The 17,685-nt window shown below is 73.2% G+C and carries 1 protein-coding gene (only partly in view); it reads right to left on the bottom strand.

Features of this window, described 5'->3' with window-relative positions; genetic code table 11:
• A protein-coding gene (locus EV385_RS35455) for a type I polyketide synthase (RefSeq protein ID WP_130512580.1) crosses the window boundary here: on the bottom strand, nt 1–17,669 show its 5' portion. The gene continues 12,124 nt to the left of window position 1, outside the view; only the first 17,669 of its 29,793 coding nucleotides appear in the window; its start codon is at nt 17,667–17,669; its stop codon lies beyond the left edge, outside the window.
• Nucleotides 17,670–17,685 lie beyond the last annotated feature (16 nt).

The following is a 17,685-nucleotide window of genomic DNA, read 5'->3' as shown; positions in this document are numbered from 1 at the left end:
CGGTCGCAGCCGACCTCGTCGCCGGCGCGCAGGGCCAGTTCGACGAAGGCGGTGCCGGGCAGCAGGATCTGGCCGTTGATGACGTGGTCGGCCAGCCACGGCTGGGATGACAGTGACAGTCTGCTGGTGAACAGGTGGCCGGCTGTCCCGGCCAGCTCGACTTCCGCGCCGAGCAGGGGGTGGTCGGCGCTGTGCAGACCGGCGGCGGCGAGGTCGGTGGCGATGGCACCACCGGCGGGCCAGAACCGCAGCCGTTGGAAGGCGTAGGTGGGCAGGTCGACGCGGCGCCCGCCGGCGACGAGTGGCGCCCAGTCCACCGCGACGCCAGCCACGTGCAGCCGGGCCAAGGCGGTCAGGACAGCGGTCTCCTCATCACGGTCACGGCGCAACAGCGGCACCGCATCCCCGACCAGCGCGGACAACACCCCATCCGGGCCGATCTCCAGGAACCTGGCCACTCCTCGCCCGGTCAACGCCGTCAGGTTGTCGGCGAACCGGACCGTGTCCCGCACATGCGACACCCAGTACCCGGGATCGGTCACATCCCCGCAGGCCTGGATCGGAATCCGCGGCTGACGGAACGTCAGCGTTTCGATCACCTGCCGGAAGTCGTCCAGCATCGGCTCCATCAACACCGAATGGAACGCATGCGACACACTCAACCGCTTGTGCTCCCAGCGCGCCGCCAGCGTCAGAACCTCATCCTCGACTCCGGACAGCACCACCGCCTCCGGGCCGTTCACCGCCGCGATCGACACCCCGCTCGTGAGCAGCGGCAGCACGTCGGCCTCCGCCGCCCGGACCGCCACCATCGCCCCACCCGCCGGCAGCGCCTGCATCAACCGAGCCCGCGCCGCGATCAACGCACACGCATCGTCGAGGGACAACACCCCGCCGACATGCGCCGCCGCGACCTCACCGATCGAATGCCCGGCCAGCACGTCGGGGCGCACACCCCACGACTCCACCAGCCGGAACAGAGCCACCTCAAGCGCGAACAGCGCCGGCTGCGCCGTTCCAGTCTGATCCAGCGCCGCCGCGTCCTGGCCCCAGACCACGTCCTCCAACGGCAGATCCAGGTACAGGTTCAGCTCCGCCGCCACCGCGTCGAACGCCTCCGCGAACACCGGGAACCGGCCATACAACTCCCGACCCATCCCCAAGCGCTGCGAACCCTGGCCCGTGAACAGGAACGCCAGCAGACCAGCGCCGGCGCTGCCCCGCGCGACCTCCACCGCGCCGTCCGCGCCGGACAGCAACACGGCCCGGTGCGGTAGCTGGGACCTGGTGGTGACCAGCGAGAACGCCACGTCCAGGGCCGGCTTGTCAGCGCCGATGATCTGGGCGATCTGCTCGTCGAGAGCGGTCGCCGACTTCGCGGACACCACGAACGGCACGACCCCGGGCGCGTCGACCGGATCAGACTCGGCAACGACCGGGCCCTGCTCGATCACCACGTGCGCGTTCGTGCCACTGATCCCGAACGACGACACACCCGCCCGCCGCACCCGACCCGACTCCGGCCACAACCGCGCCTCAGTCAACAACTCGACCGCACCAGACTCCCAGTCCACGTGCGACGACGGCGCATCCACATGCAACGTACGCGGCACCATCCCATGCCGCATCGCCATCACCATCTTGATCACACCCGCGACCCCGGCAGCCGCCTGCGCATGACCGATGTTCGACTTCACCGACCCCAGCAACAACGGGAACTCCCGACCCTGCCCGTACGTCGCCAGCAACGCCTGCGCCTCAATCGGATCACCCAACGTCGTACCCGTACCGTGCGCCTCCACCACATCCACATCCGCCGTCGACAAGCCACCACTAGCCAACGCCTGCCGGATCACCCGCTGCTGCGACGGACCATTCGGCGCCGTCAGACCATTCGACGCGCCATCCTGATTCACCGCACTACCCCGCACGACCGCCAGGACCCGGTGACCGTTGCGGACCGCATCGGACAGCCGTTCCAGGACGAGCAGGCCGACGCCTTCGCCCCAGCCGACACCGTCGGCGCTGTCGGCGAACGCCTTGGATCGGCCGTCCGGGGAGAGGCCGCGCTGGCGGGAGAACTCGATGAAGGTGCCGGGCGAGGACATGACCGTGACACCGCCGGCCAGGGCGAGGGTGCACTCCCCCGCCCGCAGCGCCTGCATGGCCCAGTGCATCGCCACCAGCGACGACGAGCAGGCCGTATCGACGGTGATGGCGGGACCCTCGAAACCGAACGTGTACGCGACCCGCCCGGAGGCGAGGCTGCCGGAGCTGCCCATGCCGCGCTGGCCGTCGAAGTCCTTGGGGTCGAGCATGTGGGCGTAGTCGTTGTACATCACGCCGGCGAAGAAGCCGGTGCGGCTGCCGCGTAGCGACGCCGGGTCGATCCCGGCGCGTTCGAGCGCCTCCCAGGTGGTCTGGAGCAGCAGGCGCTGCTGGGAGTCGGTGGCCAGCGCCTCCCGTGGTGACATCCCGAAGAACTCGGGGTCGAACTGGTCGGCGTCGTGCAGGAAGCCACCCTGCCGGGTGTACGAGGTGCCGGGGTTGTCGGGGCTCGGGTGGTACAGCAGCTCGGTGTGCCAGCCCCGGTTGGTGGGGAACGGGGTGACGGCGTCGGTGCCGTCGGCCACCAGCCGCCACAGGTCCTCCGGCGAGCTCACCCCGCCCGGGAACCGGCACGCCATGCCCACGATCACGACCGGGTCGTCGGCGGTGGACACCAGTGCCGGTAGCGCCGACACCGGTTCGGCGGTGTCGTCGAACAGCTCGCCGAGCACGTACGTGGCCAGCAGTTCGGTGGTCGGGTAGTCGAAGACGAGGGTGGCGGGCAGGCGCAGGCCGGTGGCCGCGCCGAGGCGGTTGCGCAACTCGACGGCGGTCAGCGAGTCGAAACCCAGGTCGCGGAACGCCCGCTCGGGATCGACGGCGGCCGCAGCCGCATGCCCGAGTACGCCGGCCACTTCGGCTCGTACCAGTTCGAGCAGTGCGTCCCGCCGGCCTTCCTGCGGCAACGGTGACAACCGGGCCACCAGGTCCGCCGCAGGGCGCGAGCCGGCGGCCGCACGCCGCACGCGGCGCTTGACCAGGCCCCGCCACAACGGCGCGACCTCGGGCAGGCTCCGCAGCACCGGCAGGTCGACGCGCAGCGGCAGTACGGTCGCGGGCTCGGCGCCGAGGGCGGTGTCGAACAGCGCGAGTCCCTGCTCGGCCGTCAGCGGCGGCATGCCGGAGCGCGCGATCCGCGCCTGGTCCGCCTCGGCCAGATCACCGGCCAGGCCGACGGTCCATGCGCCCCAGGCCAGCGACACCGCCGCCGCGCCGGACGCCCGCCGATGCCGCGCCAGCGCGTCCAGGAAAGCGTTACCCGCCGCGTAGCTACCCTGCCCCGGGTTCCCGAACGTTCCGGCGGCCGAGGAGAACATCACGAACGCCTTGGCCTCAGGCAGCAGCTCGTGCAGATGCCACGCCGCGTCCACCTTCGGCCGCAGCACCCCCGCCAACCGGTCCGGCGTCAACGACCCGATCACACCGTCGTCCAGCACCGCCGCCGCGTGCACCACCGCCGTGAACCGGTACCGGCCCACAAGCTCCGCCAGCGCCGCGCGGTCCGTCACGTCACACGCCTCCACCACCACCGAGGCACCCACCTCGGCGGCCAGCTCCACCCCGCCGCCACTGCGGCTCGCCAGCACCAGCGTCCCGACACCCTGACCGGCGAGATGCCGCGCGACCAACCGGCCGAGACCCCCGCCACCCCCGGTGATCAGCACAGTGTCCCCGGCACCCCACCGCACAGCCGGCCGGGTGGCAACCCGCACCAACCTCGCCGCGAACACCTCCGTCCCACGCACCAGCAACTGCGGCTCGTCGGACGCCAACGCCCGCGCCACCACACCCGCCTCCACGACACCGTCCACATCCAACAGCCCGAAACGGCCCGGATTCTCCGACTGCGCCGACCGCACCAGCCCCCACACCGCAGCCCCGGCCAGATCCACACCCGTCGTGGCGCCCCGGGTCACAAACACCAGACGGGCACCGTCCCAGCGCGGCTCGGCCAGCCACCGCTGAACCACCTCCAACACCGACGCGGTCAACGCATGCACCGACTCCACCACGTCACCACCACCGGCGACGTCATATGTCACCACGGGCGGGACAACGGCGCCCAGTTCCGCCCAGGATGTCGTGTCCACTCCGGAGGCCGGGACCTGAACCGGCGCCCAGTCGATCGTGAACATGGAGTCCTGGACGCTGCCGGCGGTGTCGGCCGGGTCGGTGGTGCCGGCCGGGCGTACGGCCAGGGCGCCGATACCGGCCACGGGCAGGCCGGTGGGGTCGGCGATCGCGATGCTCATCGTCGCGTCGCCGAGGGGCGACACCCGGGCCCGGACCGCGGTCGCGCCGGTGGCGTACAGCGTCACGCCCTCCCAGGAGAAGGGCAGACCGCTCGCGTCGAGCATGCCGAACCCGGCGGCGTGCAGCACCGCGTCAAGCAGGGCCGGGTGGAGTCCGAACGCCTCGGCGCCGGTCCCGTCTGGTACGGCGACGTCGGCGTACAGGTCCTCGCCCTGCCGCCACACCGCGCGCAAGCCCTGGAACGCCGGACCGTACGCGAAGCCGGCCGCCGCGAAGTTCTCGTAGCAGCCGGTGATGTCCACGGGCTGCGCACCCGGCGGCGGCCACGCGGCGGCGTCGAATGTCGCGGGCGCGGCACCGGTGCTCAGCAGCCCGGTCGCGTGCCGTGTCCACGCCGTGTCGGGCGATCCTTCGGGCCGCGCGTGGATGTTGATGGTGCGGCGGCCGTCCTCGTCGGGGGCGGCGACGGCCACCTGCAGGTGCACCGCGCCGTCGTCGGGCAGCACCAGCGGCGCCGCCAGGGTCAGCTCGTCGATGCGGTCGCAGCCGACCTCGTCGCCGGCGCGCAGGGCCAGTTCGACGAAGGCGGTGCCGGGCAGCAGGACCTGGCCGTTGATGACGTGGTCGGCCAGCCACGGCTGGGCGCTCAGCGACAGCCTGCTGGTGAACAGGTATCCGTCCGTACCGGCCAGGGCCACGCTCGCGCCCAGCAACGGATGTCCGGCGTCGGCCAGGCCCAGCCCGGCCGGGTCACCGGTGTGGTGGCCTGCGGCGGGCCAGAAGATTTCCCGTTGGAAGGCGTAGGTGGGCAGGTCGACGCGGCGCCCGCCGGCGAGCAGTGGCGCCCAGTCCACCGCGACCCCGGCCACGTGCAGCCGGGCCAACGCGGTCACGGCGGTGATCTCCTCGGGGCGGTCACGGCGCAACAGCGGCACCGCATCCCCGACCAGCGCGGACAACACCCCATCCGGGCCGATCTCCAGGAACCTGGTCACTCCTCGCCCGGTCAACGCCGTCAGGTTGTCCGCGAACCGGACCGTGTCCCGCACATGCGACACCCAGTACCCGGGATCGGTCACATCCCCGCAGGCCTGGATCGGAATCCGCGGCTGATGGAACGTCAGCGTTTCGATCACCTGCCGGAAGTCGTCCAGCATCGGCTCCATCAACACCGAATGGAACGCATGCGACACCGACAGCCGCCTCGACCGCTCGAACCGAGCCGCCACGGCCAGAACCTCATCCTCGACCCCGGACAGCACCACCGCCTCCGGGCCGTTCACCGCCGCGATCGACACCCCGCCAGTGAGCAACGGAAGCACCTCGGCCTCCGACCCCTGGACCGCCACCATCGCCCCACCCGCCGGCAGCGCCTGCATCAACCGAGCCCGCGCCGCGATCAACGCACACGCATCCTCCAGCGACAACACCCCGCCGACATGCGCCGCCGCGACCTCACCAATCGAATGCCCCGCCAGCACATCGGGGCGCACACCCCACGACTCCACCAACCGGAACAACGCCACCTCAAGGGCGAACAGCGCGGGCTGCGCCATACCCGTGTCATCGAGTGCTGCCGCGTCGTCACCCCAGACCACGTCCTTGAGGGGAAGGTCCAGCTCGGCTGTCACCGCGTCGAACGCCTCGGCGAACACCGGGAACCGGGCATACAACTCCCGGCCCATCCCGAGGCGCTGCGAACCCTGGCCCGTGAACAGGAACGCCAGCGAGCCCTCGCCGGCCGTGCCCCGGGCCACCTCGCGGACACCATCGGGAGTCGCCAGGAGCACGGCTCGCCGGTCCAGGGTCGCCCGGGTGGTCACCAGCGAGAACGCGACGTCGATCGGTGCCTCGTCGACGGTCCCCAGGCGGGCGATCTGCTCGTCCAGCGCGGCAGACGACTTGGCCGACACCACGAACGGCACGACCCCGGGCGCGTCGACCGGATCAGACTCGGCAACGACCGGGCCTTGCTCGATCACCACGTGCGCGTTCGTGCCACTGATCCCGAACGACGACACACCCGCCCGCCGCACCCGACCCGACTCCGGCCACAACCGCGCCTCAGTCAACAACTCGACCGCACCAGACTCCCAGTCCACGTGCGACGACGGCGCATCCACATGCAACGTACGCGGCACCATCCCATGCCGCATCGCCATCACCATCTTGATCACACCAGCCACACCAGCAGCCGCCTGCGCATGACCGATGTTCGACTTCACCGACCCCAGCAACAACGGGAACTCCCGACCCTGCCCGTACGTCGCCAGCAGCGCCTGCGCCTCGATCGGGTCACCCAGCGTGGTGCCGGTACCGTGCGCCTCCACCACATCCACATCCGCCGTCGACAAGCCACCACTAGCCAACGCCTGCCGGATCACCCGCTGCTGCGACGGACCATTCGGCGCCGTCAGACCATTCGACGCGCCATCCTGATTCACCGCACTGCCCCGCACGACGGCCAGGACCCGGTGACCGTTGCGGACCGCATCGGACTGGCGTTCCAGGAGCAGCAGGCCGACGCCTTCCGACCAGCCGACCCCGTCCGCGCCCTCGGCGAACGCCTTAGATCGGCCGTCGATCGAGAGCCCGCGCTGGCGGGAGAAGCCGACGAACGCCTGCGGCGACGACATCACGGTCACACCACCGGCCACCGCGAGGGTGCACTCGCCCGCCCGCAGCGCCTGCGCCGCGAGGTGCATCGCCACCAGCGACGACGAACAGGCCGTGTCGACCGTCACCGCCGGCCCTTCGAACCCGAACGTGTACGCGACCCGGCCCGACGCGATGCTGCCGGAACTTCCCTGACCCTGGTAGCCCTCGGCGCCTTCACCGCCGGCCAGCAGCAGGCCGTAGTCGTTGTACATCACACCGGCGAACACACCGGTGCGGCTGCCCCGCAGCGACACCGGGTCGATCCCCGCCCGCTCCAGAACCTCCCACGAGGTCTCCAGCAGCAGCCGCTGCTGGGAGTCGGTGGCCAGCGCCTCACGCGGCGACATCCCGAAGAACTCCGGGTCGAACTCGCCCGCGTCGTGCAGGAAACCACCGTGGCGCGTGTAGGTCGTACCCGGGTGATCCGGATCCGGGTGGTAGAGGCCGTCGGTGTCCCAGCCGCGATTGGTGGGGAACTCGGTGATCGCGTCGACGCCCTCGGAGACCAGCCGCCACAACGCTTCCGGCGAACTCACCCCGCCCGGGAACCGGCACGCCATCCCCACGATCACGACCGGGTCGTCGGCGGTGGACACCGACGCGGGCGCCACCGGGCCCGTCTCGGGCGTGGCCTCGAACAACTCACCCAGCAGATACCCGGCCAGCACCTCGGAGGTGGGGTAGTCGAACACCAGCGTCGCGGGCAGGCGCAGACCCGTCGCCGCACCGAGCCGGTTGCGCAACTCCACCGCGGTCAGCGAATCGAAGCCCAGGTCGCGGAAGGCCCGGCGGGGGTCGACGGTGGCCGCTCCGGCACGGCCGAGCACCGCGGCGACCTCGGCGCGCACCAGCTCGCTCAGGGCGGACGCGCGCTCGGTGCCGTCGAGGGCGGACAGCCGTCGGGTCAGGCTCGTCGCGGCCGCACCGCTGACCTGCCGGCGGGCGCGTACGCGGACCAGGCCGCGCAGCAGCGGAGCCACCTCGGTGGCGCGCAGGGCGTTGAGGTCGAGCCGGAACGGCAGCACGGTGGCCTGCTCGGCGTTCAGGGCGGCGTCGAACAGGGTAAGGCCCTGCTCGACCGTCAGTGCGGGCATGCCGGAGCGGGCCAGCCGGGCCCGGTCCGTCTCGGCCAGGCCACCGGCCAGGCCGACGGTCCACGCTCCCCACGCCAGCGACACCGCCGGTGCGCCCGTGGCACGCCGGTGCTGCGCCAGCGCGTCCAGGAAGGCGTTCCCGGCCGCGTAGCTGCCCTGGCCGGGCGCGCCGATCGTGGCGGCGGCCGAGGAGAACAGCACGAAGGCCTTCAGGTCGGGCAGCATCTCGTGCAGGTGCCACGCCGCGTCCACCTTCGGGCGCAGCACCGCGGACATCCGCTGCGGGTTCAACGACCCGAGCACGCCGTCGTCGAGCACCGCGGCCGCGTGGACGACCGCCGACACCTCGTGCGTGTCCAACAGCGCGGCCAGTGCCGCCCGGTCGGCGAGGTCACATGCCGCGACGGTCACCTCGGCGCCCGCCGGGGACAGCTCGGCGGCCAGGTCCGCTCCGCCGCCACTGCGGCTGACCAGCAGCAGCTTCCGCACGCCCTGACCCACCAGGTGACGGGCGACCACGCCGCCGAGGGCTCCCCCACCACCGGTGATCATCACGGTGTCGTCGGCGTCCCACACCACCGGTGGTTGCGCCGCCGCCCGCACCAGCCGGGCCGCGCGGACCTCACCGGCGCGTACCCGCAGCTGCGGCTCGTCGAGCGCCAGCACCCGCGAGAACGCCTCCACCGGGACGTCGCCGTCCACGTCCACCAACGCGAAACGGCCCGGGTGCTCCGACTGCGCCGACCGCACCAGCCCCCACACGGCGGCCCCGGCCAGGTCCGCACCCGTCGTGGCACCCCGGGTCACGAACGCCAGGCGGGCGTCGGCGAACCGCTCGTCCGCGACCCATTCCTGGATGACCGCCAGCGCCTGCGCCGTCACCGTGTGCACCGACGCCACGACGTCGGCGCCGCCGGCGACCTCGTACGTCACCACGGCCGGAACCGAGGCGCCCAGCTCCCGCCACGACGCCGATTCCACGCCGCCCGCCGGAACTGCGACGGGCGCCCAGTCGACGGCGAACAGGGAGTCGCGGCCGACGGCGGTGACGGCGGCCGGCGCGGCGGCGTCCACCGGGCGCACCGTCAGGGAACTCACGGTCGCGACCGGGGCACCGGTCTCGTCGGCGATCGCGATGGCCATCGCCCGGTCGCCGACCGGGGACATCCGGACCCGCACCGCCTCGGCGCCCGCCGCGTGCAGCGACACGTCTTCCCAGCTGAACGGCAGGCCACCTGCGTCGAGCACGCCGAAGCCGGCCGTGTGCAGCACCGCGTCGAGCAGTGCGGGGTGCAGCGCGAACCCGCCGGCGGGCACGTCCTGCGGCAGGGCCACGTCGGCGAAGACGTCGTCGCCGCGCCGCCACACCGCCCGCAGGCCCTGGAACGCCGGACCGTACGCGAAGCCGTTCGCGGCGAACCGCTCGTAGCAACCGGCGATGTCGACCGGTTCGGCGCCGGCCGGTGGCCACGCCGCCGCATCGAACGCCGCCGCATCGAACGCCGCCGGATCGGTGCCGGTGCCGAGCAGTCCGGTCGCGTGCTGCGTCCATCCCGTGTCCGCCGCGTCCTCGCGGTGCGAGTAGACGCCGACCGTACGGCGGCCCGACTCGTCGGCGGGACCGAGCGACACCTGCAGGCGCACCCCGCCGTCGTCGGGCAACACCAACGGCGCGGCGAGCGTGAGGTCGTCGATCCGGTCGCTGCCGGTCTCCTCGCCCGCGCGCAGGGCCAGTTCGACGAACGCGGTGCCGGGCAGCAGGACCCGGCCGTCGATGACGTGATCGGCCAGCCAGGGGTGCGTACGCAGCGACAGTCTGCTGGTGAACAGGTACCCGTCCGAGCCGGCCAGCTCGACGGCGGCGCCCAGCAGTGGATGGCCCGCCTCGGAGAGGCCGAGCTGGGTCGTGTCCGCCGCGCGGGTGACCGGCGGCGCCCAGAACCACTCGTTCTGGAAGGGATAGGTCGGCAGGTCGATCCGGCGGCCGCCCGCGACCAGCGGCGCCCAGTCCACAGCGACCCCGGCGACATGCAGCTTCGCCAGCGCCGTCACCGCAGCGGCCTCCTCCGACCGGTCCCGCCGCAGCACCGGCACCACCACAGCCCCGTCCGGCACCACACCGGCAACCATCCCGGACAACACCCCGTCCGGACCCACCTCCAGGAACCGCGACACCCCGCGTTGGGCGAGCTCCGCCAGGTTGTCGGCGAACCGGACCGTGTCCCGCACATGCGACACCCAGAACTCCGGATCGGTCACATCCCCAGCAGCCTGCACCGCAATCCGCGGCGGCTGGAAGGTCAACCCGCCAACCACCGCCCGGAACTCGTCCAACATCGGATCCATCAACACCGAATGGAACGCATGCGACACCGACAACCGCTTCGACCGCTCAAACCCGGCCGCGACCGCGAGAACTTCAGCCTCCACCCCGGACAACACCACCGCGTCCGGGCCGTTCACCGCCGCGACCGACACCCCGCCGGTGAGCAGCGGCAACACCTCCGCCTCCGACGCCGCCACCGCGACCATCGCCCCACCAGACGGCAGCTGCTGCATCAACCGGGCCCGCGCCCCGACCAACACACACGCATCCGCCAACGACAACACCCCGGCCACATGCGCCGCCGCGATCTCACCGATCGAATGCCCCGCCACAACATCAGGGCGCACACCCCACGACTCCACCAACCGGAACAACGCCACCTCAAGCGCGAACAACGCCGGCTGCGCCATCCCCGTCCGGCTCAGCGCGACGGAATCCTCACCCCACACCACGTCCACGAGCGGAAGACCAAGCTGCGCGGTGACCGCGTCGAAAGCCTCCGCGAACACCGGGAACCGGGCATACAACTCCCGACCCATACCGAGACGCTGCGAACCCTGACCCGCGAACAGCAACGCCACCAGACCGTCGCCCGCCGCACCACGGGCCACCTCGACGGTTTCCCGCGCGGAGGCGAGCAGGACCGCCCGGTGACCGAACGACGCCCGGGACTCCACCAGCGAGAATCCGAGGTCGCGCGGCGACACCCCCACGGGCAACCGGGCGATCTGCGCGTCCAGAGCCGGCGCCGACTTGCCGGAGACGACCAGCGGCACCAGCCCGAGGCTCGGGGTCTGCGCAACCGGGACCTCGACGGCAGGGGCCTGCTCGATCACCACGTGGGCGTTCGTGCCGCTGACGCCGAACGACGACACCGCCGCCCGGCGCGGCCGGCCGGCGGCGGCGGGCCAGCCGACCGGTGCGGTCACCAGCTCGACGGCGCCCGCGGACCAGTCGACGTGCGACGACGGCGCGTCGACGTGCAGTGTCCGGGGCACCACACCATGCCGCATCGCCATGATCATCTTGATGATGCCGGCCACACCCGCGGCCGCCTGCGCATGACCGATGTTCGACTTGATCGACCCGAGCAGCAGCGGAACGTCCCGATCCTGACCGTACGTCGCGAGCAGCGCCTGCGCCTCGATCGGGTCGCCCAGGGTGGTGCCGGTGCCGTGCGCCTCCACCACGTCGACGTCCGCGGTGCGGAGTCCACCGCTGGCCAGCGCCTGGCGGATCACCCGCTGCTGCGACGGGCCGTTGGGTGCGGTGAGACCGTTCGACGCGCCGTCGGAGTTGACGGCGGAACCCCGCAGCACACCCAGCACCTCGTGCCCGTTGCGGCGGGCGTCGGAGAGCCGTTCCAGGACGAGCATGCCGGCGCCCTCGGACCAGGCGACGCCGTCGGCCGCGTCGGCGAACGACTTCGACCGGCCGTCGGCGGCCAGGCCGCGCTGCCGGGAGAACACCACGAACGGTGCCGGGGTCGACATCACGGTCACGCCGCCGGCCAGGGCCAGGTCGCACTCGCCCTGCCGCAGCGCGTGCGCCGCCATGTGCAGACCCACCAGCGACGACGAACAGGCCGTGTCGACCGTCACCGCCGGACCCTCCAGGCCCAGCGTGTACGCGACCCGCCCGCTCACCACGCTCATCGAGCTGGCGGTGCCCCGGAAGTTCTCGAACTCGTCACCCTCCAGCAGGAATCCGTAGTCGTTGGACATCACACCGGCGAACACCCCGGTGCGGCTGCCGCGCAGCGACGCCGGGTCGATGCCGGCCCGTTCGACGGCCTCCCAGGACACCGTCAGCAGCAGGCGCTGCTGGGGGTCCGTGGCCAGCGCCTCGCGGGGGGACATGCCGAAGAAGTCGGGGTCGAAGTCGCCCGCGCCGTGCAGGAAGCCACCCTCGACGACATGGGTGTGGCCGGGCACGTCGGGGTCGGGGTCGTACAGGCCGTCGAGGTCCCAGCCGCGGTTGACCGGGAAGCCGGTGATGGCGTCGGCGCCGTCCAGCACCAGCTGCCACAGTTCCTCGGGTGTCGTCACCCCACCCGGGTAGCGGCACGCCATGCCCACCACCACGATGGGGTCGTCGGTCACCGAGGTGAGTTGCGGCGGCTGCGGGACGGCCGCTTCGCCCGTACCGAAAAGCTCCTGCCGCAGGTGATCGGCGAGCGCGGCCGAGCTCGGGTAGTCGAAGACGAGGGTGGCGGGCAGCCGCAGGCCGGTCTCGGTGGCGAGCTGGTTGCGCAGTTCGACCGCGGTGAGCGAGTCGAACCCGAGATCCTGAAAGGCGCGTGCCGGGTCGACGGCTTCGGCGCCCGGATAGCTGAGGACCGCGGCGACCTGCGCGCGCACCAGGGCCAGTAGCGCGTCGGCGCGGGCGGTGTCGTCGAGTCCGGCGAGGCGCTGGGCGAGGCCGCCGGCGGTGGTGGCGCGGCGCGACCGGCCGCGGATCAGGCCGCGCAGCAGCGGCGGCAGGTCGCTCTGGGTACGCAGGACAGCCAGGTCCAGCCGGATCGGCAGGACCACGGCGTCGTCGCCGGCCACCGCCGCGTCGAACAGGGCGAGTCCCTGCGCGGCGGTCAGCGGCGGCAGGCCGGTACGCGCCATCCTGGCCATGTCGGCGCCGCTCAGCGCGCTGGTCATGCCGCCCGTCTCGGGGTCCCACGCCCCCCACGCCAGCGACAGTCCCGGCCGGCCCTGCGCGCGGCGGTGGCGGACCAGGGCGTCCAGGAAGGCGTTCCCGGCGGCGTAGTTGCCCTGCCCGGGTACGCCGAAACTGGCCGCGGCGGAGGAGAAGACCGCGAAGACCCGTACGTCGGGAAGCAGTTCGTGCAGGTGCCAGGCGGCGTCCACCTTGGGCCGCAGCACGGTGTCCATTCGTTGCGGGGTGAGCGCGTCGATGACGCCGTCGTCGAGCACCGCCGCGGTGTGCACGACGGCGGTGATGTCGTGGCGGGCGACGAGGTCGGCGAGGGCGTCGCGGTCGGTGACGTCGCAGGCGGCCACGGTCACGTCGGCACCCAGCGCGGCCAGCTCGTCGACGAGTCGGGCCGGCTCCGGCCCGGCGGCTCCGGAGGCCGGGCCGGGCCCGGCTGCGGGCGGCGACGTGCGGGCCTCGCCGGTGCGGCTGACCAGCAGCAGGCGGCGCACCCCGTGTGCGGTGACCAGGTGGCGGGCCAGCAGCCGGCCGAGGCCGCCGGTGCCGCCGGTGATCAACACCGTGCCGCCGGTGGGCCACGCGGGTGTGGCCGGCTCACCCGGCGCGGTCACCCGGGTGAGGCGGGGCGCGAGCAGGCCACCGTCGCGGGCGGCCAGGCGCGGCTCGTCGAGGGTGAGGGCGCCCGCGAACTCGGCGAATCCGGTGCCCGCCGCGAGGTCGATGTGCGCGAACCGGCCCGGGTGTTCCGCGGCCGCGGACCCGACCAGCCCGGCCACCGCCGCCACCGCCAGCCCGCCCGGGGAAACCGTCAGCTCGCCCGAGGAAACGGACGAGCTGCCGCTGGCCGGGTCGCCGCCTCGGGTCAGGAACACCAGGCGGGAGTGGGCGAACCGGTCGTCCGTCAGCCAGCACCGCATCGCGGCCAGCACGTCGGCCGTGGCGGCGTGGGCGGCCGTGACCGGGTCACCGTCCGTGTCGACCTGGTGCAGCACGACGCGGGCGGTGCCGGTGGCCGTCAGCGGGGCGACGCCGAGGCCGAAGCGGTCCACACCGGACAGGGCGACATCGGCCTCCGGGGCGCCCGGAGCGACCGGCGTCCAGGCGACCCGGAACAGCGAGTCCCGGCCGACACCGGCCGCGTCGTCGAGCCCGTCGGCGGTGATGGCCCGGACCACCAGCGACTCGACGGAGGCCACGGGCGCGCCGGTGGTGTCGGCGACGGCCACGCTGATCGCGTCCCCGGCCCGCCGCAGCCGGACGCGGACGTGCGCGGCGCCCCCGGCGTGCAGGGTGACCCCGCGCCAGGCGAACGGCAGCCCGCCGCGGCTGATCGCGCCGAAGTCGGCGAGCCCGGCGGCGTGCAGGCACGCGTCGAGCAGCCCGGGGTGCAGGCCGAACGTCTCCGCGCCGGACTCCACAGCCACCTCGGCGAACACCTCGTCACCGGCGGCCCACACCGCGCGCAGGCCGCGGTAGCTCGGTCCGTACGCGAATCCGCCCGCCGCGAACCGCTCGTAGGCGCCGTCGATGTCGACCGGTTCGGCACCGGCCGGGGGCCACACCGTCGCGTCGAACGGCGCCGTGGTGGCGCCGGTGGCGCCGGCGCTGAGGACCCCGGTGGCGTGCAGGAGCCAGGCGCCGTCCTGCCGCGAGTGCACGGTCACGGCCCGCCGCCCCGCCTCGTCGGCGGGCTCCACAGACACCTGGACCTGCACCGAGCCGTCCGGTGCAAGCACCAGCGGCGCGGTGAGGGTCAGTTCCTCGATCCGGTCGCAGCCGACCTCGTCACCGGCGCGGATCGCCAGTTCCACGAACGCGGTGCCGGACAGCAGCACCTTGCCGCGCACGACATGGTCGGCCAGCCACGGGTGGGAGCTGACCGAGAGCCGGCTGGTGAACAGGTGTCCGGCGGAACCGGCGAGTTCGACCCCCGCGCCGAGCAGCGGGTGGCCGAGCGCGCCGAGACCGGCCGCGCGCAGGTCACCGACGCCGCTGTGCACCGCGGGCCAGTAGCGCTCCCGCTGCCACGCGTACGTGGGCAGGTCGACGCGCCGGGCACCGGCGCCGTCGAACAGCCGCTCCCACCGCACCGGCACACCCGCGACGTGCAGGCGGGCGAGCGCGGTCAGCGCGGTGGTCTCCTCGTCGCGGTCGCGGCGCAGGATCGGCACCACCACGGCGTCGTCGCCGAGCAGCTCGGCCGCCATCGCGGACAGCACGCCGTCCGGGCCCAGCTCCAGGAACCGGGACACGCCGCGTTCGGCCAGCGCGGCGACGTTGTCGGCGAACCGGACCGTGTCGCGCACGTGCGACACCCAGTACTCCGGGTCGGTGACGTCGCCGGACGCGACGACCGGGATCCGCGGCTGGTGGAACGTCAGGGTTTCCACCACCTGCCGGAAGTCGTCCAGCATCGGCTCCATCAGCACCGAGTGGAAGGCGTGCGACACCGCCAGCCGCTTGGTCTTGGCGAACCGGGCCGCGATCGCGAGGACCTCGTCCTCGGCGCCGGAGAGCACGATCGCCTGGGGGCCGTTGACCGCCGCGATCGACACCCCGGCGGTGAGCAGGGGTTGCACGTCGGCCTCGGACGCCTGCACCGCCACCATGGCCCCGCCCGGGGGCAGCGCCTGCATCAGCTCGGCCCGCGCCCGCACGAGGCGCAGCGCGTCGTCCTGGGACAGCACCCCGGCCACGTGCGCCGCCGCGATCTCGCCGATCGAGTGCCCCGCCAGGAAGTCCGGCCGCACCCCCCACGACTCGACCAGCCGGAACAGCGCCACCTCCAGCGCGAACAGGGCGGGCTGCGCCGCGCCGGTCTGCTCCAGCTCGTCCGGGATCTCCACGCCCAGGTCGGCGAGCGCCCGCGCGTACACCGGGAAGCGGGCGGCCAGCTCGCGGCCCATCCCGGCGCGCTGGGCGCCCTGACCGGTGAACAGGAACGCCAGCGGGCCCTCGCCCGCCACCCCGCGCGCGACCTCGACCGTGTCGTCGCCGGTGCGCAGCCGTACCGCGCGGTGCTCGAAGCTGGACCGCGACGCCGCGAGGGAGTACGCGACGTCCAGCGGGCGCAGCCCGGGGTTCGCGGCGAGGAACTCGTCGAGGCGGGCGGCCTGGGCGTCGAACGCGGCGGCGCTGCGCCCGGAGACCAGCCACGGCACGGCACCCATCCGCACCACCGGTTCGTCCGCCTCGACGGGCGCCACCGTGGGCGCCTGTTCGAGGATGACGTGGGCGTTGGTGCCGCTGACGCCGAACGCGGAGACACCGGCCCGGCGCGGGCGCCCGGTGGCCGGCCACGAACGCCGCTCGGTGAGCAGCTCGACGGAGCCCGCGCTCCAGTCGACGTGCGGGGTGCGCTCGTCCACGTGCAGCGTCGCGGGCAGCACGCCGTGGCGCAGCGCCTGCACCATCTTGATCACACCGGCGACTCCGGCGGCGCCCTGCGGGTGCCCCAGGTTCGACTTGACCGACCCGAGCAGCAGCGGGTCCTCCCGGTCCTGCCCGTACGTGGCCAGCAGCGCCTGCGCCTCGATCGGGTCGCCGAGCCGGGTGCCGGTGCCGTGCGCCTCGACCGCGTCCACGTCGGCGGGCCGCAGCCCCGCGTTGTCCAGGGCGGCCCGGATGACCCGGCGCTGGGAGGGGCCGTTGGGTGCGGTCAGGCCGTTGGAGGCGCCGTCGGAGTTGACCGCGGTCCCCCGGATCACGGCCAGGATCGGGTGGCCGTGGCGCTGGGCGTCGGAGAGTCGTTCCAGGACGAGCAGGCCGACACCCTCGGCCCAGCCCGTGCCGTCGGCGGCCGCGGCGAAGGACTTGCACCGCCCGTCCGGGGCGAGGCCGCCCTGCGCGGTGAACGCCTCGAACGCGGTCGGGGTGGTCATCACGGCCACACCACCGGCCAGCGCGAGCGTGCACTCGCCGTGGCGCAGCGCCTGCACGGCCAGGTGGGTCGCCACGAGCGACGACGAGCACGCCGTGTCGACCGTGACCGCGGGGCCCTCGAAACCGGCGGTGTACGACACCCGGCCGGACAGCACGCTGGCCACGGCCGCGGTCGTCGCGTACACGGTGTTGTCGTCGCCGGTGCGGGCCAGCAGGCTGGCGTAGTCCTGCCCGGTGGTGCCGACGAACACGCCGGTCTGGCTGCCGCGCAGCGACATCGGGTCGATGCCGGCGCGTTCCAGCGCCTCCCACGAGGTCTCCAGCACGAGCCGCTGCTGCGGGTCCATCGCCACCGCCTCGCGCGGGGAGATGCCGAAGAACCCCGCGTCGAAGTCGGCGACGCCGGCCAGGAAGCCACCCTCGGACGTGGCGCTGTGCAGCGACGCCAGATCCCAGCCGCGGTCCGTGGGGAACCCGCCGATCGCGTCGCGGCCCTCGCCGACGAGCTCCCACAGCTCCTCCGGGGAGCCGACGCCGCCCGGGTAGCGGCAGCCGATGCCCACGATGGCGATCGGCTCGACGGCCGCGGAGATCAGCTGCGCGTTCTGGCGGCGCAGCCGTTCGTTCTCCTTGAGGGTGGACCGCAGCGCCTCGACGTACTGCTGGGCGGAGTCAGTCATCAAGCGTCCTTGTCTC

The organism is Krasilnikovia cinnamomea, from assembly GCF_004217545.1.
Lineage (GTDB): Bacteria > Actinomycetota > Actinomycetes > Mycobacteriales > Micromonosporaceae > Actinoplanes > Actinoplanes cinnamomeus.
This window is presented reverse-complemented; position numbering and strand designations above follow the sequence as displayed.